Source organism: Vibrio nitrifigilis, from assembly GCF_015686695.1.
Lineage (GTDB): Bacteria > Pseudomonadota > Gammaproteobacteria > Enterobacterales > Vibrionaceae > Vibrio > Vibrio nitrifigilis.
The window spans coordinates 199,189-218,248 of the sequence record NZ_JADPMR010000001.1; the positions used below are offsets into that span (position 1 = coordinate 199,189).

16 protein-coding genes are annotated in these 19,060 nt (G+C 42.3%); 3 read left to right on the top strand and 13 right to left on the bottom strand.

What is annotated here, in order from left to right:
* Positions 1–36 precede the first annotated feature (36 nt).
* The 6 genes from I1A42_RS00900 to queA all read right to left on the bottom strand — a co-directional run bounded on the left by I1A42_RS00900 (position 37) and on the right by queA (position 6,252).
* Positions 37–591 carry an isochorismatase family protein gene (locus tag I1A42_RS00900; RefSeq protein ID WP_196122359.1) on the bottom strand — a complete coding sequence of 185 codons (555 nt, stop codon included), beginning with the start codon at positions 589–591 and terminating at the stop codon, positions 37–39.
* 78 nt (positions 592–669) lie between these two features.
* Positions 670–1,617, bottom strand: a complete 948-nt coding sequence (gene secF / locus I1A42_RS00905; RefSeq protein ID WP_196122362.1) for a protein translocase subunit SecF — start codon at positions 1,615–1,617, stop codon at positions 670–672.
* Between the two features lie 14 nt (positions 1,618–1,631).
* Positions 1,632–3,482, bottom strand: coding sequence for a protein translocase subunit SecD (gene secD / locus I1A42_RS00910; RefSeq protein ID WP_196122364.1), 1,851 nt, complete (start codon positions 3,480–3,482; stop codon positions 1,632–1,634).
* 21 nt (positions 3,483–3,503) lie between these two features.
* The gene (gene yajC, locus I1A42_RS00915; protein ID WP_161156615.1) at positions 3,504–3,839 is read right to left on the bottom strand and encodes a preprotein translocase subunit YajC; all 336 of its coding nucleotides are present in this window, start codon (positions 3,837–3,839) and stop codon (positions 3,504–3,506) included.
* Between the two features lie 104 nt (positions 3,840–3,943).
* On the bottom strand, positions 3,944–5,083 hold the full coding sequence (gene tgt, locus I1A42_RS00920) for a tRNA guanosine(34) transglycosylase Tgt (protein WP_161156613.1): 1,140 nt from the start codon (positions 5,081–5,083) through the stop codon (positions 3,944–3,946).
* A gap of 113 nt (positions 5,084–5,196) precedes the next feature.
* Positions 5,197–6,252, bottom strand: a complete 1,056-nt coding sequence (gene queA, locus I1A42_RS00925; protein WP_161156611.1) for a tRNA preQ1(34) S-adenosylmethionine ribosyltransferase-isomerase QueA — start codon at positions 6,250–6,252, stop codon at positions 5,197–5,199.
* Between the two features lie 250 nt (positions 6,253–6,502).
* On the opposite strand from queA, the gene I1A42_RS00930 reads away from it, so the two are divergent.
* A complete protein-coding gene (locus tag I1A42_RS00930; RefSeq protein ID WP_161156609.1) occupies positions 6,503–6,946 on the top strand; it encodes a CBS domain-containing protein in 444 nt (147 codons plus the stop codon).
* 138 nt (positions 6,947–7,084) lie between these two features.
* Here I1A42_RS00930 and aceA read toward each other — a convergent pair whose 3' ends face one another.
* The 3 genes from aceA to I1A42_RS00945 form a co-directional block, all read right to left on the bottom strand.
* On the bottom strand, positions 7,085–8,395 hold the full coding sequence (aceA, locus tag I1A42_RS00935) for an isocitrate lyase (protein WP_196122366.1): 1,311 nt from the start codon (positions 8,393–8,395) through the stop codon (positions 7,085–7,087).
* Positions 8,396–8,503: 108 nt separating this feature from the next.
* Positions 8,504–10,099, bottom strand: a complete 1,596-nt coding sequence (gene aceB, locus I1A42_RS00940) for a malate synthase A (protein WP_408063522.1) — start codon at positions 10,097–10,099, stop codon at positions 8,504–8,506.
* Between the two features lie 732 nt (positions 10,100–10,831).
* Positions 10,832–11,737, bottom strand: coding sequence for a hydrogen peroxide-inducible genes activator (locus tag I1A42_RS00945; RefSeq protein ID WP_161158349.1), 906 nt, complete (start codon positions 11,735–11,737; stop codon positions 10,832–10,834).
* Between the two features lie 198 nt (positions 11,738–11,935).
* On the opposite strand from I1A42_RS00945, the gene I1A42_RS00950 reads away from it, so the two are divergent.
* Positions 11,936–12,550: a peroxiredoxin gene (locus I1A42_RS00950; protein ID WP_161158350.1), complete on the top strand. Its 615-nt coding sequence runs from the start codon at positions 11,936–11,938 to the stop codon at positions 12,548–12,550.
* Positions 12,551–12,730: 180 nt separating this feature from the next.
* Positions 12,731–13,474: a copper homeostasis protein CutC gene (locus I1A42_RS00955; RefSeq protein ID WP_161158351.1), complete on the top strand. Its 744-nt coding sequence runs from the start codon at positions 12,731–12,733 to the stop codon at positions 13,472–13,474.
* A gap of 9 nt (positions 13,475–13,483) precedes the next feature.
* Here I1A42_RS00955 and phoU read toward each other — a convergent pair whose 3' ends face one another.
* From phoU to I1A42_RS00975, 4 genes are read right to left on the bottom strand one after another with little or no spacing between them, the layout of a single operon-like run.
* Positions 13,484–14,182 carry a phosphate signaling complex protein PhoU gene (gene phoU, locus I1A42_RS00960; protein WP_161158352.1) on the bottom strand — a complete coding sequence of 233 codons (699 nt, stop codon included), beginning with the start codon at positions 14,180–14,182 and terminating at the stop codon, positions 13,484–13,486.
* Between the two features lie 28 nt (positions 14,183–14,210).
* Positions 14,211–15,032: a phosphate ABC transporter ATP-binding protein PstB gene (gene pstB, locus I1A42_RS00965; RefSeq protein ID WP_161158353.1), complete on the bottom strand. Its 822-nt coding sequence runs from the start codon at positions 15,030–15,032 to the stop codon at positions 14,211–14,213.
* Positions 15,033–15,034: 2 nt separating this feature from the next.
* Complete coding sequence (pstA, locus tag I1A42_RS00970) at positions 15,035–16,681, bottom strand: phosphate ABC transporter permease PstA (protein ID WP_196122370.1); 1,647 nt, start codon at positions 16,679–16,681, stop codon at positions 15,035–15,037.
* Positions 16,682–16,690: 9 nt separating this feature from the next.
* Positions 16,691–18,880: an ABC transporter permease subunit gene (locus tag I1A42_RS00975; protein ID WP_196122372.1), complete on the bottom strand. Its 2,190-nt coding sequence runs from the start codon at positions 18,878–18,880 to the stop codon at positions 16,691–16,693.
* Positions 18,881–19,060 lie beyond the last annotated feature (180 nt).

Sequence of the window (19,060 nt, forward strand, 5' to 3'; positions counted from 1 at the left end):
TCGCCAATAAAATGATGACTTAGCACTTCATCTCAATTACTTATTCAGTAATCCTAGTAGCTCTTCGGTGGTACCAATTTCACCAAGCATCGGGAAAATACCAGTTACTGAATTTTTGTGGTTGTCCAAACTCTTGTCGGTCATTGAATCTTCAATCAACACCACGTTATAACCCAATTCATAGCCTTGGCGAGCCGTTGACTCAACCCCCATGCTAGTTGCAATACCGACCACAACAATTTGCGTCACGCCTGCTTGTTGTAGCTGTTCGTGCAAATCAGTATTAATGAATGCTCCCCAATTGCTTTTCGTAATTAAGATATCACTATCTTTACGTGGCAATTCTTCAATTAAATCCGCCCAGTTAGCAGGGAGCTCACCACCTGAATGAGGTAAACTTGTACGCCCTGGAGCACCACCAGCGACATTTACTAACACAACAGGTTGAGACTGCTCATGAAATGCATTGATAAGTTTGATTGAGTTAACGATCGTTTGAGCCGCATTTTCTTTTGGTGGCAGAACCACAATTCCTTCTTGAAGATCGATAACGACTAGAGCTGTTTTAGAATCTAATTGCGTAATTGCCATAGATTTCTCCTTCACTTATATCAGTGTATTTTATAATTTGTAATAAAAAAGCCACTGCATGCAGTGGCTTTTTTCGGTTTAAGGATGGCGGTCAAACTCCGCGCCTTCTTTTTCAACCTTGACAGGCATGAGATGCTCTTTAGTGATTCCGAGCTTCAATGCCAACGCTGAGGCCACATAAATTGATGAGTAAGTACCAACAGTAATACCTAACAATAAGGCTAGCGCAAATCCGTGAATCATTGCACCACCTTCAACAAATAGAGCAATAACCACGAACAATGTCGTTCCTGATGTAATCAAAGTACGACTTAGTGTTTGAGTAATCGAAGTGTTCATAATCTCCGCAGGTAAGCCTTTACGCAGCTTGCGGAAATTTTCACGAATACGGTCAAATACCACGATAGTATCGTTCAATGAGTAACCCACTACCGTGAGCAATGCCGCTACGATAGTTAGGTCTACTTCAATTTGTAAGAATGAGAACACACCTAATGTGATAGTTACGTCGTGTGCCAATGACAATACAGCACCAGCAGCTAAACGCCATTCAAATCGCGCTGATACGTAAATCAAGATACAAATCAACGAAACTAAGATGGCTAAACCACCGTCTTCGGCTAGCTCACCACCTACGTTTGGACCCACAAATTCAATACGACGCATTTGAACAGCTTTACCTGTTCCTTCTTTGATCGCACTGATGATTTGGTTACCCAGCACTTCGCCTTTCATGTTATCACGAGGACGTAAACGCACCATGACTTCACGAGTAGAGCCAAAGTTTTGTACAGTCGCGTCATCAAAACCTTTAGCGCCTAATGCATTACGTACACTATCGAGGTTAGCAGGTTGTTCAAAGCTAACTTCAATTAAAGTACCACCGGTAAAATCTAAGCCCCAGTTCAAACCTTTTACTGATAAACACGCAATCGATGCGATGATCAATAAACTTGAGAAAACGAAGGCAAATTTGGACCGACTCATAAAGTCGATCATTGTTCCTGGTTTCAGAATTTGAAACATAATGATTCCTAACCTTAGATCGACAATTTCTTAATGCGTTTACCACCATACATTAAGTTCACGATACAACGTGTACCAATGATTGCGGTAAACATGGAAGTCAAAATACCAATGGATAGCGTCACAGCGAAACCTTTAATAGCACCAGTTCCCACTGCAAATAGAATAATCGCAGTAATTAACGTGGTGATGTTGGCATCCGCAATAGTACTAAATGCATTTGCATACCCTTGGTGAATCGCTTGTTGTGGATTGCGTCCATCCTTAATCTCTTCACGAATACGTTCAAAGATTAGAACGTTAGCGTCCACCGCCATACCGACGGTCAATACGATACCCGCGATACCCGGCAAGGTCATTGTTGCCCCCGGAATTAACGACATAATACCGATTATCAAGACTAAGTTTGCGATTAGAGCAATATCAGCGATCAGGCCGAATTTACGATAATAGATGAAGGTAAAGATCATCACGGCAACTAAGCCCCAAACACAGGCTTGCACACCCATATCGATGTTTTGTTGACCCATTGACGGACCAATAGTACGTTCTTCAACAATTGAGATTGGAGCAATCAACGCACCTGCACGCAGTAATAGTGCTAAGTTGTGCGCTTCAGAAGCAGAATCAATCCCAGTAATACGGAAGCTACTACCTAACGCAGATTGAATCGTTGCTTGGTTAATCACTTCTTCATGTTTCTGAAGAATAACTTTACCTTTTGGTGTTTTCTTACCGCTATCTTTGTATTCAGCAAAGACGGTCGCCATTAACTTACCAATGTTCTTCTTAGAAAACGCCGCCATCTTGCTACCACCTTCACTGTCTAGTGAGATGTTAACCTGTGGACGACCATATTGGTCAGTACTTGAACTTGCATCTGTAATACTAGAACCGCTTAGAATCACGCGTTTTTTCAGTACAACAGGACGACCTTTTTGGTCGTACTTGATTTCACTACCCGCAGGAGCATGACCAGCTGCTGCTGCAGAAAGATCTGCACTTTCATCGACTTGACGGAACTCAAGTGTCGCGGTCGCGCCTAAAATTTCTTTTGCACGAGCAGTATCTTGAACACCAGGAAGTTCAACAACGATACGTGATGCACCTTGGCGTTGAACCAGAGGTTCAGCCACACCCAGTTCGTTAACACGGTTACGTAAGATAGTGATGTTCTGTTCAACGGCGTAGTTACGAATCTCTTGTAAACGAGCTTCCGTAAACGTCGCGGTTAACACATGATTACCACTGCTTTCTTCAGTAAAGACCATGTCTTGGTGTTTACCGCTTAGCAATGTTTGCGCTTTTTCTAGCTGCTCTTCACTACGTAGGGTGATATCAACAGATTGAGGTTTTGAACGCACAGCACGGTAACGAATACGAGCTTCACGTAACTCGGTACGGAAAGCATCTTCTTGCTGACCAACCAATTTTTCCATCGCAGCATCCATATCAACTTCCATTAGGAAGTGTACGCCACCACGAAGGTCTAAACCGAGTTTCATCGGCGCTGCGCCAATCGCTTGAAGCCAAGTTGGTGTAGACGGAGCTAAGTTAAGCGCCACTATTTTGTCTTTACCAAGAGCTTCTTTGATTGCATCACGAGCAGTTAATTGAGTATCGGTGTCTTTGAAACGGGCCAAGATAGAGCCATTTTCAAAGGCAACAGATTTGTGTGGGATATGCGCAGTATCGAGCGCATTAGTGACAGTATCCAGCGTTGACATATCAACAGAGGCGCCACGCGCCCCTGTAATTTGAACTGCCGGATCTTCACCGTAAATATTTGGAAGTGCATACACAGCTGCAATTAAGATGGCGAATAACACCATCAAGTACTTCCATAACGGATAACGGTTTAGCACAGCGAGGATCCTTGAGCTGTATTATAGAGATTTCAGTGTACCCGCTGGTAACACTGCAGTAACGAAGTCTTTCTTGATTACGACTTTGCTATTTTCATTCAGTTCAATAACGATATAGTCATTGTCTGGAGTGATTTTGTTGATTTTACCAACAAAACCGCCACTGGTTAGAACTTCATCACCTTTGCTCATAGAAGACATTAGGTTTTTATGTTCTTTCGCACGTTTAGCTTGTGGGCGATAAATCATGAAGTAAAAGATGACTGCAAACATGCCAAGCATGATAATCATTTCATAACCGCCACCTTGTGGAGCAGCACCTTCACCTGCGGCATGCGCTACAGAAATTAGACTCATTGAGAAACGTCCTCTAAGTTATTGTTTATTTAATCTGATTTAAATTGGGCTGAGCCAAACTAAATTCAAGCCAATCGGCTGGATATTCTAGTCTGGCCCCAAAATCAAGCGAGTTCTTTTTGAAGAGGTGGCACTTCGCGGTTACGGCGTGCGTAGAACTCTTCAACAAATTGCTCAAAACGATCTTCATCAATCGCTTGACGAATACTTTCCATTAAACGTTGATAGTAACGCAAGTTATGAATCGTGTTGAGACGAGCACCAAGAATTTCGTTACAACGATCTAAATGATGCAGATACGACTTCGAATAATTTCTGCAAGTGTAACAGTCACACTCAGGATCAAGCGGTGTCGTATCGACTTTATGTTTCGCATTACGGATCTTGATCACACCACCGGTGACAAACAAGTGTCCGTTACGCGCGTTTCGAGTAGGCATCACACAATCGAACATATCAATTCCGCGACGAACCCCTTCGACTAAATCTTCTGGTTTACCCACACCCATGAGGTAACGCGGCTTATCTTCAGGTAACTGCGGACAAGTGTGTTCCAGCATACGGTGCATTTCTTCTTTTGGTTCACCTACCGCTAAACCACCGACTGCATAGCCATCAAAACCGATATTTGTCAGTCCTTCCACTGAAGTATCACGCAAGTCTTCGTAAACACTCCCCTGCACAATACCAAATAGTGAGTTTGGATTCTCTAGTTTATCGAAATGATCACGTGAGCGTTGTGCCCAACGTAGTGACATTTCCATCGATTTTTTTGCTTCGTCATGTGTGGCTGGATAAGGCGTACACTCGTCAAAAATCATGACGATATCTGAACCTAAATCCTGTTGAATTTCCATGGATTTTTCCGCATCCATGAAAATTTTATCGCCGTTAACAGGGTTACGAAAATGTACGCCTGCTTCCGTGATTTTACGAATATCACCTAAGCTAAATACTTGGAAACCGCCTGAGTCGGTTAAAATTGGGCCTTGCCAGTTCATAAAGTCATGCAGGTCACCATGCAGTTTCATCACCTCTTGTCCGGGGCGAAGCCACAAGTGGAAGGTATTACCAAGTAAGATCTGCGCACCAGTTTGCTCTACTTCTTCTGGTGTCATACCTTTTACGGTGCCGTAAGTGCCCACTGGCATAAATGCCGGAGTTTGCACCGTACCGCGTTCAAAAGTCATTTGACCACGACGGGCGTTACCATTTTTCTTTTTCAGTTCGAACTGTAATTTCACAAAGCCTCCAATGTCAGAGAAACAGTCTGACGGGGTAAAAGTCGTTAAGTTTATAACCCTAACAACTTGCTATTGATAATAAACATTATTTATCTAAACGACTCAATTGTCGTCTATTTTATCGTTTTTTTAGTAATGAACATGGCATCACCATAACTAAAGAAACGATAACGCTCTTGTACAGCATGACGATAAGCAGCCATTGTGTGTTCATATCCAGCAAACGCACTCACCAACATGATTAATGTTGATTCAGGTAAGTGAAAATTAGTAATCAACGCATCTACCAGCTGGTATTCGTAACCAGGGTAGATAAAGATTTCAGTGTCACCGAAAAACGGAACCAATTCAGTCCCATTTTTTAGAGCATCTTGCGCAGCACTTTCTAGAGAACGGACCGAAGTCGTCCCTACTGCGATCACTCGTCCACCTTGTTTACGAGTAGCAGCAATCGCGTCAACGACTTCCTGAGGTACTTCAACGTACTCAGAATGCATATGATGGTTTTCAACATCTTCAACTCGAACTGGCTGGAACGTACCAGCACCAACGTGCAAGGTCACGTACGCGAGTTCGACACCTTTTGCCTGAATTTGTTCAAGTAAAGGTTTATCGAAGTGCAAACCCGCTGTAGGAGCAGCGACTGCGCCAGGTTTTTCGTTGTATACCGTTTGATAACGCTCTTTATCCGCATCGTCATCAGGACGGTCGATATAAGGAGGTAACGGCATATGGCCGATCGCATTAAGAATCTCTAGTACCGCTTTATCACTGGTAAAGCGAATTTCAAATAACGCATCATGGCGAGCAACCATTTCTGCTTGGTATTCGTCGTTTTCACCCAAGTAAAGTTCTGTACCTGGTTTTGGTGGCTTAGAGCAACGAACATGAGCCAAAATCGAATGCTCATCGATCATTCGTTCTACTAATACTTCCAGTTTGCCACCAGAAGCTTTACGACCAAACATACGAGCAGGAATCACTCGAGTGTTGTTAAACACCAGTAAATCGCCCGGTTTAACAATATCTAGAACATCTTTAAATGTCCCATCAACAAGTTCGCCATCATTGCCATTGAGCTGCAATAAACGACTTGCGGTACGCTCCTCAGTTGGATAACGAGCAATAAGCTCATTTGGGAGGTCAAAATGAAAATCTGAAACGTGCATGACTTCTGATCTTAATTTAGTGAATGTGTGCGATAGATAATTTCGCGGCGCGCTAGTATATACCGAAGTTTTAACAAGATACAGAAAAGGCCTTTTTCTAACCAACAATAGGAAGCGTAACCAACCTCAAATAATCGTATGTTTGTTATTTAAATCTGCTAAAAAGAGCAACAAATAATGATTCATCTCTCATTCAAATTTTTCGTCAATCACTATAGTCAAAAGACAGGACTGACAATAGGAGATGGCCATGATTAAAGTTGAAGATATGATGACTCGCAGTCCACATACTCTGTCGCGAACCCATACTATTTCTGATGCTAACAACATGATGAAAGCACTTGATATCCGCCATATTCCTATTGTGGATAGCAATCATCAGTTACAGGGTGTGGTTTCGCAAAGAGACATTTTGGCAGCACAAGAATCAAGCTTACACGGTACGCCAAACGAGCAGTCTTACACCGCAGATACACCACTGTATGAAATCATGCATACCAATTTAATGACAGTAGCACCACAAGCGGGACTTAAAGAAAGCGCTCTTTATATGCAAAAACATAAAGTAGGCTGTCTCCCAGTACTCAGCAAAGGGCAATTGTGTGGCATCATCACCGAAACCGATTTTATTTCTATCGCAATAACTCTATTAGAACTTCAAGAAGAAACGGAACCTGAAGATTTTGACGACTAATTCACGTTGAAACACGATGAGATAATGGCTTTCAGTTTTCTATAACTTATAAAAAAAAGAGCGGCTTAGGCCGCTCAAATTCGATATCAAGATATCAAAACATATAAGGAAGTTTGCAAAAAGGAAGTGCGGATTAGGTTAGAACTGATCCTCTTCAGTCGAGCCGGTTAGTGCCGTTACTGACGAATTGCCCCCCTGAATGGTATTCGTAACTTTATCGAAATAGCCCGTTCCAACTTCTTGTTGGTGTGCCACAAAGGTATAGCCTTTTTCTGCTGCGGCAAATTCTTTGCGCTGTACCATTTCCACATAGTGACGCATACCTTCCCCTTGGGCATAAGCATGAGCCAATTCAAACATGTTGAACCACATGTTGTGGATACCAGCTAGAGTAATGAATTGGTATTTGTAGCCCATATCGGATAACGCTTGCTGGAATTCAGCAATGGTTTTGGCATCCAAGTTTTTCTCCCAGTTAAAGGAAGGAGAACAGTTATAAGCAAGCAGCTGATCCGGGTATTCTGCTAAGATAGCTTCAGCAAACTTACGAGCTTCTTCCAAGCAAGGTTTTGCTGTTTCACACCATACAAGATCCGCATATGGCGCATAAGCTAGGCCACGAGAAATCGCTTGGTCAATCCCCGCTTTAACACGGAAGAATCCTTCTTGGGTGCGCTCACCGACGATAAAGTCACTATCATAAGGGTCACAATCAGAAGTTAACAAATCAGCCGCGTTGGCATCAGTACGAGCAATCACAAGTGTTGTTGTACCGGCGACATCTGCCGCTAAACGAGCCGCAACTAATTTTTGTACCGCTTCTTGAGTTGGGACCAGAACTTTTCCGCCCATGTGACCACATTTTTTCACCGAAGCTAATTGGTCCTCAAAGTGCACCCCAGCAGCACCCGCTTCTATCATTGATTTCATGAGTTCATAGGCGTTAAGCACGCCACCGAATCCCGCTTCTGCATCAGCGACAATAGGTAAGAAGTAATCAACACCACCTTCATCTTCAGGTGTCGTGCCATTCGTCCATTGAATCTGGTCTGCTCGTCTAAATGAGTTGTTGATGCGTTTAACTACCGCAGGTACCGAATCCACCGGGTAAAGAGATTGATCTGGGTACATGGTTGAAGCCGTATTGTTATCTGCAGCAACCTGCCAACCAGAGAGATAAATAGCTTCAATCCCAGCTTTCGCTTGCTGAACCGCTTGTCCGCCTGTTAAAGCCCCTAAGCAGTTCACGTACCCTTTTTTTGCACTTCCATTGACCAACGACCAAAGCTTATCAGCACCACGTTGGGCAATGGTATTCGCTGGTAAGACTGAGCCGCGTAAGTTAACGACTTCTTCGGCAGTATAGGTACGTTTCACGTTTTTCCAACGTGGATTCGTTGCCCAGTCTTTCTCTAGTGCTTCGATTTGTTGACGACGAGTCAGTGTCATGGTGTATCCCTCTTATAATGTAGGCTTAGGCCTGCTTCCTTTCGCTACCGATACCAAAGGTATGATATTGAAATGGTGGTTACTGTTTCACGTTATTGGTTGGATTGGTTATGGCAAATAGTCATAGCCGGGTATCGTTAAGAAGTTGGTCAGCTCATCGCTTGTCGTGAGCCTTTCCATCAATTCAGCCGCTTCAGTAAAACGCCCATTAGTAAAAGCGTCTGAACCAATTTCTTGTTTAACAACCTCAATCTCTTCATTGAGGTACTGGCGGAACAGCGTTTTGGTAATCACCTGACCGTTATCGAGTGTTTTACCGTGCTGTATCCATTGCCAAATGGAAGCACGGGATATTTCCGCTGTAGCCGCGTCTTCCATGAGCCCATAAATTGGCACACAGCCATTGCCCGAAATCCAAGCCTCGATGTATTGCAGAGCAACACGAATGTTGTGGCGCATTCCGTGTTCGGAGCGTGGGCCATCACAAGGTTCAAGTAACTCTTGTGCAGTAATAGGAGCATCAGATAAACGAGTGACATTTAATTGATTTTGACGTTCACCAAGCACCTGATTGAATACATCCATCGCCGTATCAGCTAACCCAGGGTGAGCAACCCAAGTTCCATCATGGCCGTTATTCGCTTCCAAAGATTTGTCATGGACTATCTTCTCTAAGACCTTGGCATTTTCCCCAGGATCTTTGGCTGGAATAAATGCCGCCATTCCCCCCATAGCAAACGCCCCACGTCGGTGACAGGTATAAATGAGTAGACGTGAGTAAGCATTGAGAAAAGGCTTATCCATAGTGACGACTTGGCGATCAGGCAGGACACGGTCACCATGTTTTTTCAATGTTTTGATATAACTGAATATGTAATCCCAACGGCCGCAGTTGAGGCCAACAATATGCTCTTTTAACGCAAAGAGAATTTCGTCCATTTGGAATACGGCTGGGAGAGTTTCAATCAATACAGTGGCTTTGATGGTTCCAGTATCAAGACCAAAGAAGTTTTCAGTGAAATGGAACACATCGCTCCACCACTTCGCTTCCTGATGGCTTTGTAGTTTGGGTAGGTAGAAATAAGGTCCACTGCCTTTTTTCAACAACGCTTGATAGTTATTGAAAAAGTACAGCGCAAAGTCCAGTAAGCATCCCGGAATGGTTTGCCCAGCAAATGACACATGCTTTTCAGGTAAGTGCAGACCCCGAACTCGGCAAATGAGCACTGCCGGATCGTCTTTTAGTTGATACTGCTTACCATTGCTCGGATTGGTATAGCTGATCGTACCATTGATGGCGTCTCTCAGGTTTACTTGACCATCAAGAACCTTTTCCCAATCAGGTGACATCGAATCTTCAAAATCAGCCATAAACACTTTGACGTTCGCGTTTAATGCATTAATCACCATTTTTCGGTCTGTTGGACCAGTGATCTCAACACGGCGATCTTGTAGATCATTGGGTATACCTAAAATTTTCCAACTTCCCTCACGTATATCTTGCGTGTCAGAAAGAAATCCAGGTAATGCTCCTTGATCGATTTTTTGCTGAAAAATTTCTCGAGATTTAAGCTGTTGCTCTAAACGAGGAGCATAACGCTCACACAGTTGAGCTAATAAATCTTGAGCGGCAGTGGGGAATATTTCTTGATGCTCAGCTTTGAGAGAACCAAGAATTTTCAACTTCGAACGAACTTCTTCCATTGATGCGTGTGTACTTTCAGCCAGCATATATTTATTCCTTCGCTGATTTAAATCACATTTGTAATTTAAGAACTACAAAATTCCCTGTTTAATTTGTGAAGTAAAAACACTTTTGATAGTTACCTTAGATAAATAAGTCCCGATAACTAAAAAACATCTCACTTCGATAAGTGCTTATAAAACTAATATATAAAAGGGATTTTAGAAAGAGGGAGGAATAGTAAAATGGTAAATTCGAAGTTTTATTCGGTAACTCTATTTATGAATGGCAATATACTTATTTGTAATTAATTACGTAATAAAATTACACACAAAGAAGACGTATTTTTATTTGAAATGGAGGGGAATAGATAATATCCGGTAATAAATATTGGCTGATTTTTCACACTTTTTTTTAAAAGAAAAAGACACCGTATTGCTAAGCAACTGCTTCAATATGTGTAAAATTCACATTGTGAAGATTGCCAATTTTATGAAACCTTCTCTCAAAATAAGCTGTAAAATTTTACAATAAAAATAATACTAACAGTTTTTAATGCTAATTAAATAAAATTTATTAGCATTAAAAACTAAAAAAATAACACTTTTATCTTTAACAACCTACTAGATAGAGAATATCAAGCCACATCAATGAATGTAACGATATGAAAATCACGATTTAAGCTGTACAGGTAAGGCTATATGCTCAAGTAATAGAGGATTACTCAAGCACATTTACAAGAAAGAGAGTTACTATAGAAGCCCAGAAACAACATCCGCCAATTGATTAAATGTATTGGTTCTTGAGGAACTAGGACGCCATACTAAACCGATATTGCGATACGCCTTTTGGCCTGGAGGATCAACCACGACCAAATTTTGGTTATCTAACAAACCATGATCAATCGCCATTTGTGGAATAAATGTCGTCCCTAGGCCATTGGCTACCATTTGAACTAGGGTATGTAAGCTCGTCGCCGTAAATGGGTTGATCTTTTCTTTATCGGTTAGTTTACATGCAGAAACCGCATGCTCAGTCAGACAGTGTTCATTTTCTAACAGGAATACTGATTGATCGGGTAAATCATCATACTTTATCGGAACACGAATTGAATTAGCCTGATTACGGCTAATCACCATCCGAAATGGATCTTGTCCAACAATACGACTGTCCATCTCACCAATATCAACAGGTAATGCTAAAACCAATACATCCAATTCACCAGAACGTAACGCCATCAATAAATTGGTGGTTGTATCTTCACGTAACAGAAGATGCAATTTAGGAAAACGTAGATTAATTTCTTGTACAAGGTCACCAAGCAAAAATGGCGCAATCGTTGGAATACAGCCGAGTTTTAGCTGACCTTCCATCAAATTGCCTTGGCATAATTTCCCCAGCTCAACGAGATCCTGACCTTTCGCTAATAACTCTCTTCCCAACTTAACGACTTCTTCACCAGCCTGAGTAAAGACTAAAGGCGTTTTTTTATCCTTTTTCTCGTAAAGCGCACAACCAATCAGTTCTTCTAGGTTTTGGATCCCTTTACTTAGGGTCGATTGGCTAACAAAACATCGCTGCGCCGCATCGCTAAAATGGCGGGTTTCATGTAAGGTGATGAGGTAGTGCAGTTGCTTTAAACTTGGCCACTTATTCATAATAATATTAATATTTTATTTCAATTTATCGTTCAGGCTTTGCCGCGCCTGTTCATCGCTTTTTTCGATTGACACAATCTATTTTATTCGCTTTTTTCTATACTAACCTTTGTACTATAGTTTGTCTTGTAGTTACACGGAAATGAGTTAACTCAACGTGTTTTAACTCAGATAAAACTAAAACATTAGGAGCAAAAAATGGTACTAGTAGGTCGCAAAGCCCCTGACTTTACTGCTGGAGCTGTTCTAGGCAACGGTGAAATCGTTGATTCATTCAACCTTTCTGATTACATCAAAGGTAAGAAAGCTGTTGTATTTTTCTACCCACTAGACTTCACTTTCGTTTGCCCATCTGAAATCATCGCATTCGACAAACGTCTAGCTGACTTCCAAGAAAAAGGCTGTGAAGTAATCGGTGTTTCAATCGACTCTGTATTCTCTCACAACGCATGGCGTAACACTTCTGTAGATAAAGGCGGTATCGGTGAGGTTAAATACCCACTTGTTGCTGATACTACTCACGAAGTTGTTAGCGCTTACGATGTTGTTGATCCAAATGGTCCTGGCATTGCACTTCGCGGTTCTTTCCTAATCGACGAAGAAGGCGTTGTTCGTCACCAAGTAATCAACGATGGTCCTCTTGGTCGTAACATCGATGAAATGCTACGTATGGTTGACGCACTAGCATTCCACCAAGAACACGGTGAAGTATGTCCTGCACAGTGGGAAAAAGGTAAATCAGGTATGAAAGCTTCTCCAGACGGCGTTGCATCTTACCTAGCTGAACACACAGCTGACCTAGATAAAAAATAAGAACACTTTATCGCCCGTGCTCAACTCGGGTGAGTGGTTGGAATTAAGAGCAAAAGCCAAACCAATCAGGATAAAGTAAAGCCTTCAAATCCCGGAGCCATCGCTCCGGGATTTTTTTATGATCCAATCAGCGCTAAACTGTTACATTGCTCTCCCCCGTTTAGAAAGGAACCTAAACACATGAATTATCAGTTGGAAGTCTGTATCGATAATATCGAGTCTCTTCAATATGCACTAGCAGGCGGCGCAACTAGAATTGAACTTTGCTCTTCGCTTGATCTTGGAGGCTTGACTCCCAGTTTTGGTTTTATGCGCTTGGCATCTAACTTAAGTTCCGCCCCAATTTATGCCATGATTCGTCCCAGACAAGGGGATTTTCTTTATGTTCCATCGGAAATTGAACAGATGATGTGGGACATTGAATCAGCAGCAAAGGCTGGATTAACTGGCGTTGTTCTAGGCGTGTTAACCGAAGATAGTGACGTGAACAAACATGCACTTAAAATCCTTGTCGACTACGCTCATTCTCTCTCTCTAAATGTGACATTTCATCGTGCGATTGATGTATGTCGCGATTACCGACAAGCAATGGAAACAATCATAGAGCTAGGTTGTGAGCGAGTACTTACATCAGGTCAAGCAAGTTCAGCGGAAAAAGGAATTGCTGCGATAAAAGAGATGGTGACCATTGCTAACGGTAGAATCGCTATCATGGCTGGTGCGGGTGTTAATGCAGGGAACGTTCGTGCAATTATCGAACAGACTGGAGTTCAAGAAGTCCATATGTCCGGTAAAACCTCTCGCCCAAGCAAAATGAAACCTACCGCGCAAGAAGCCTATATGGGTAACGAAGAGTGCGATGATTCGCTCATTCCCATTACCAGTACCGCAGCTATTGAAGCGGTCGCACATCTCTTACGTTAAATGATTTTCTTATGATCGGATCATATCATCAATGGATTGTTCGCCAATATGGCGAACATCTTTGCCTTTAACAAAGTAGATGATGTATTCACAAATATTTTGGCAACGATCACCAATACGCTCAATAGCTCTTGCCGACCACATCACTTGTAAAATATGGGGAATATTTTCGGGAGTCTCCATCATGTACGTCATTAATTGCCGAATCACCGCTTCAACTTCACGATCCAACCCATCATCAAGCTTATAAATTTCCGCAGCGGCTTCAACATCCATACGAGCAAATGCATCTAACACTTGATGCAACATAGAAATGGCTGAGCGGCATAATGGCTCCAGTGATACTTGAAATTGACGCTCGTCAGAGGGGCTTTCAATGGTGACATAAGCCATTTTAGTGGCAACATCACCAATACGTTCCAAATCGGTGATTGTTTTGATGATCGCCATAATCAAACGCAAATCTTTAGCCGTTGGCTGACGCTTGGCGATAATCCGCGTGCAGGCTTCATCAATAGAGACTTCCAACGCGTTAACTTTATGATCGTCTTTAACCACTTTACGTGCTAATTCGGCATCATCCTTATGTAAGGCATGCATAGCATAAGACAACTGCTGCTCAACCAGCCCCCCCATTGTTAACACATGAGTACGAATGGATTCTAGTTCAGCATTAAATTGCCCTGAGATATGTTTACCTAGCTGCATATACGTTCCTTTACTACTCTGGGTAACATTAACCGTAGCGACCAGTAATATAGTCTTCCGTCTTTTTCATCGATGGGGATGTAAAAATTGAATCCGTATCTGAATACTCGACCAACTTCCCCATATGGATAAACGCTGTGTAATCGCTTACCCGAGCAGCTTGCTGCATGTTATGTGTCACAATCACAACGGTATAACGCCGTTTAAGATCATGGATAAGTTCTTCAATGGTCAGGGTTGAAATAGGGTCCAACGCAGATGTGGGCTCATCAAGCAAGAGCACTTCCGGTTCAATAGCAATCGCTCTTGCGATCACTAGACGCTGTTGCTGTCCCCCGGATAAACCAAATGCATTTTCATGTAACCGATGTTTTACTTCATCCCATAACGCCGCGGCTCGTAATGATCGCTCAACGGCATCATCCAAAGTACGACTATTTTTCACACCCTGTAAGCGCAGCCCATAAACGACGTTTTCATAAATGGATTTAGGAAAAGGATTCGGACGCTGGAATACCATCCCAACACGACGGCGCAATGTAGGAACATCGACATCATGATGATAGACATTTTTACCGTGAAGTTTCACTTCACCCTCGATTCGGCACCCTTCAACAAGATCATTCATCCTATTAATGCACCGCAACAAGGTTGATTTACCGCACCCAGATGGTCCAATGAATGACGTCACTTTTCCCTTTGGCAAACGCATCGTTATATCAAAAAGCGCTTGATAATCTTGATTATAATAAAGATTAAGCCCTTCAATCGAAATCGCTGTTTGCTTATCTGTTAGGTTATTCACGTCGAGTGGCGTTTCATATCCTAACGTTTGATTCACTGAAAACATGCTTAATCTTGTCCTAATGTTCGGTATTTCTCCCGCAAATTATTGCGAATACTAATTGCGGTTAGGTTTAAACTAATAATAACAGCTACTAATAAAAATGCTGTGGCATAAACGAGTGGTCTAGCAGCTTCAATATTGGTGGTCTGGAAACCAAGATCGTAAATATGAAATCCTAAATGCATAAATTTACGTTCTAAATGCAAGTAAGGAAACTGATTATCTACAGGTAAATTAGAAGCAAGCTTCACCACTCCCACCAGCATCAAGGGCGCAACCTCTCCCGCGGCTCGAGCAATCGCTAAGATTAAACCAGTGATCATGGCTGGACTCGCCATCGGCAATACTATTTTCCACACCGTTTCAAATTGCGTTGCGCCAAGCGCCAATGAACCATGACGAATTGAGTTAGGTATTCGAGTCAGGCCCTCTTCAGTGGCAACAATAACGACAGGCAATGTTAATACCGCTAGAGTCAATGCAGACCATAACAAGCCCGGTGTACCGAATGTTGGCGCAGGTAAACGGTCAGCAAAAAATAACTTATCGATCTCCCCACCGATGGTATAAACAAAGAAACCAAGTCCAAATACACCATAAACGATGGATGGAACCCCCGCTAAATTAATCACGGCAACACGAATTAGCCGCGTAAACATATTGTCTTTGGCGTATTCATGAAGGTAGACCGCTGCGACTATGCCTAATGGCATCACAACGATCGACATTAATAACACAAGTAAAATCGTGCCAAATATGGCAGGGAATACTCCCCCCTCTGAATTGGATTCTCGTGGGTTATCCGATAAAAAAATCCAAACACCTTTGGCCCAATGTGTCACTTTTTCAGTCCAAGACATCGCGTTGGGATACCACATCCTTAGTACCTGAGCGATTGGCACTAACACTTTCTCACCGGTCATATCCTGTAAAATAACGGCTTGCTGCCCAAGCTGATCTCGCAATTGGTCAATCTTATCTTCGGCTAAAGACATACGATTATCGAGATCGTTTTTATTAAGTCGATACTCGGTTAGATAAGCGGGCGTCATCGTACCATTCAATTCTTTACGCCGCTTTTCTAGTCGTAACATCTCTAGTTTATGACCATAGACTTTGACCTTTTGTTCAATGAGTTCATGAACTTGCGATCTGATTGCTTGAGCCTGAGCCATACCTTGTGCTACATGATCTTTTACCTCTTTTTCGATGCGGCCTGAGGTTGAAACATAACCTACCGGAAGGCCATAAAATTGGCCATTATTCTCCCGATCAATGACAGCCCAGCCTTGAGGTTGTGTCTCATCATGAAGCTTCACATTCAAAATAGAGATAAAATCCGCAGGGTTTCTCTCGCGATTAGCAATCTTGATATTTAAACGTATTGCCGACTCTTTTCCTTGTAATTTCTTATTCAATCCGGCGGCATGAATATGAGAGATTGGCACTTCATCGCGACTATAAAGTTGACCGACTAACATTTTATTATCTTCGGTATGCCACATATAAAGTGGCGCAGGCCAAAAATACGTCAACCCTTTCCAACCAATTAATAGTAGTAACCCCAGCACCGAGATTAAACTGATGCTTACAGCTCCTCCTGTTAACCAAATCCAGGGAGCACCTGAACGAAACCAATTAAGTAGTCTCATATATGATCCCTATAAAGCACGATACTTTTCTCGTAAACGTTGGCGAACCCATTCAGCTAACGAGTTAACAGCAAATGTAAAAATAAAGAGGATTAATGCGGCTAAGAACAAAATTCTAAAGTGTGAACTGCCCATCTCAGATTCGGGTAACTCAACAGCAATAGTCGCCGAGAGCGTACGCATTCCTTCGAAGATATTCCAGTCCATAATTGGCGTGTTACCCGTTGCCATTAATACGATCATCGTCTCACCAACCGCGCGACCTAATCCCATCATGATGGCAGAAAAAATACCGGGACTTGCAGTTAACAGCACCACATGAATCAGCGTTTGCCAAGGAGTCGCCCCAAGCGCTAACGAACCATCCGACAAATGTTTAGGCACAGAAAAAATAGCATCTTCAGCGATCGTAAAAATCATCGGAATAACGGCAAACCCCATGGCAAACCCAACAACCAAAGCGTTACGTTGATCAAAATCGATACCGTGTTGAACTAAAAAGACGCGGACATCCCCACCAAATAACCAAGCTTCAATCTGCTGGTTATAGTTCATAACTACCGCTATCACGAGAACGATCACGGGCATCAGAATAATAACATGCAAACCGCTCGGAATTTTTCTTAGCCAATGACGCGGTAATGTTGTCCAAATAAATCCAGCGACCATTGTTGATAACGGTAACAAGATCATTAATGACACCACTGAAGTAAGATGACTCTCAACTAGTGGGGCGAACCAAAGTCCGGCAAGGAACCCGATAATAACGGTAGGTAAAGCCTCCATCAGTTCAACGGTAGGTTTTACGATACGACGCATCTTAGGTGTCATAAAATAAGCGGTATAAATCGCACCAAATACCGCAATGGGAACCGCAAATAGCATTGCATAAAATGCAGCTTTGAGCGTACCAAACGCTATCGGCACTAAACTGAACTTAGCTTCAAATTTATCGCTCGCAGAAGTCGATTGCCAAACATACTGAGGCTCTGGGTAGTGCTCATACCAGACCTTCTCCCATAATGATGATATGGACACTTCCGGATAATCATTCGTCATTTCAGAAACAGCAAACTGCTGACCATTCCATGTCAGAACATAACGCTCGTTATCAGACATTGCAGCTAGTAACGGTGCCTTCGAAAATACCTTTTTAGAAAACACAGTCTTATGGCTTGTGGTGTAGTGATCTTGCACCGTACCATCACGGTGAAAACTATAAAAACCTTTGCGATAGGTATCTGGTAATAAGAACTGAGTTTGCTTTGCAAGCTGAAATTGTCGGATTTCTTGTAGGCTTCTTTGTCCATTATTTAACACATCAAACCACTGACTCACCGTATCATTTTGATAGCGAACCAATAAGGAGTATGCGCCCGCTAATAAACGAATGTTAGCGACTTTCTCTTTGGGATGTTTTTCTGCTAAATCGATGATTTCCCGTACCACAAAGCGGTCTTTTTTACGCTCAGACACAATTAAATCATTACCGTTACGTAAATATAAAGTCTTACCATCAGGCGTCATCAACAGTTGATCAAGGTGATCAAACAACGATGGGAATCGATATTGATGGATTAATTGACTATCACCTTTCGTTCCCCATCGTAACAATACCGACTTATCTGCTAGATAAGATGCAAATGTCACCTCATCGCCAGTGACGACAAAAGTAAAATTGTTCACCTCACTATCTGCTGGTGCTAATTGATAATTATATTGCGTCAAATACGGCTTGAACTGTCGAGTATTACTGGTAATCTGATACTTAAACTGGGGTTTGGCGATGACAACGTGATTAGAAGGATCACGCAGCGCAAACCAGCCATAATCAGAAGGCATCGTGGCAATTTGACTGATGGGCATCATCAGTTGCTGCGAAAACTCAGGTTGTTGTGATTTTGTTCCTAGTGACCAAAATTGAGCCATACCATCGTCGTTTAACGCAAACAAATGTTTACCATAATCGTCGATAGCTATTCTTTTCACATGAGCAATAGGAAGTGCTTGGTGAATCACTTGAGAATGAAACTTAGCGCCACTAAAAAGTGGAATGACAACTGACGCAAGATAGACAAAAATCAGGACTAAGGCACCAAGAACTGCGACACCTCCACACTTAACAGCGATACGGATGAATCGATCTTTAAAAATCCTTTGTCGGTCTCTTTGATTCAAAGAGAAATCGCTTTGCGCCATGAATTACTCTACCTGAGATGCCCTTCGGGCAGTATATGTCGTTTAAATGACAGATATATTACATCGTCTATTTAAGCGCCTGAAAAAACAAGAAGTCTTTAATTTAGAGGCGTATTGTTACATTCTGCAATAAAACTGTCATATAAAAACCCTAATTTGCATGGTTAAGATTGATTTTCC

Excerpts from the sequence above, each read along its gene's own strand:
- I1A42_RS00930 (WP_161156609.1), top strand. The coding sequence starts at position 6,503 with ATGATTAAAGTTGAAGATATGATGACTCGCAGTCCACATACTCTGTCG.
- I1A42_RS00945 (WP_161158349.1), bottom strand. The coding sequence starts at position 11,737 with ATGAATAAGTGGCCAAGTTTAAAGCAACTGCACTACCTCATCACCTTA.
- I1A42_RS00900 (WP_196122359.1), bottom strand. The coding sequence starts at position 591 with ATGGCAATTACGCAATTAGATTCTAAAACAGCTCTAGTCGTTATCGAT.
- phoU (WP_161158352.1), bottom strand. The coding sequence starts at position 14,182 with ATGCAGCTAGGTAAACATATCTCAGGGCAATTTAATGCTGAACTAGAA.
- aceB (WP_408063522.1), bottom strand. The coding sequence starts at position 10,099 with ATGGAAGAAGTTCGTTCGAAGTTGAAAATTCTTGGTTCTCTCAAAGCT.
- yajC (WP_161156615.1), bottom strand. The coding sequence starts at position 3,839 with ATGAGTCTAATTTCTGTAGCGCATGCCGCAGGTGAAGGTGCTGCTCCA.
- pstA (WP_196122370.1), bottom strand. The coding sequence starts at position 16,681 with ATGAGACTACTTAATTGGTTTCGTTCAGGTGCTCCCTGGATTTGGTTA.
- secF (WP_196122362.1), bottom strand. The coding sequence starts at position 1,617 with ATGTTTCAAATTCTGAAACCAGGAACAATGATCGACTTTATGAGTCGG.
- I1A42_RS00975 (WP_196122372.1), bottom strand. The coding sequence starts at position 18,880 with ATGGCGCAAAGCGATTTCTCTTTGAATCAAAGAGACCGACAAAGGATT.
- queA (WP_161156611.1), bottom strand. The coding sequence starts at position 6,252 with ATGCACGTTTCAGATTTTCATTTTGACCTCCCAAATGAGCTTATTGCT.
- I1A42_RS00950 (WP_161158350.1), top strand. The coding sequence starts at position 11,936 with ATGGTACTAGTAGGTCGCAAAGCCCCTGACTTTACTGCTGGAGCTGTT.
- I1A42_RS00955 (WP_161158351.1), top strand. The coding sequence starts at position 12,731 with ATGAATTATCAGTTGGAAGTCTGTATCGATAATATCGAGTCTCTTCAA.
- pstB (WP_161158353.1), bottom strand. The coding sequence starts at position 15,032 with ATGTTTTCAGTGAATCAAACGTTAGGATATGAAACGCCACTCGACGTG.
- aceA (WP_196122366.1), bottom strand. The coding sequence starts at position 8,395 with ATGACACTGACTCGTCGTCAACAAATCGAAGCACTAGAGAAAGACTGG.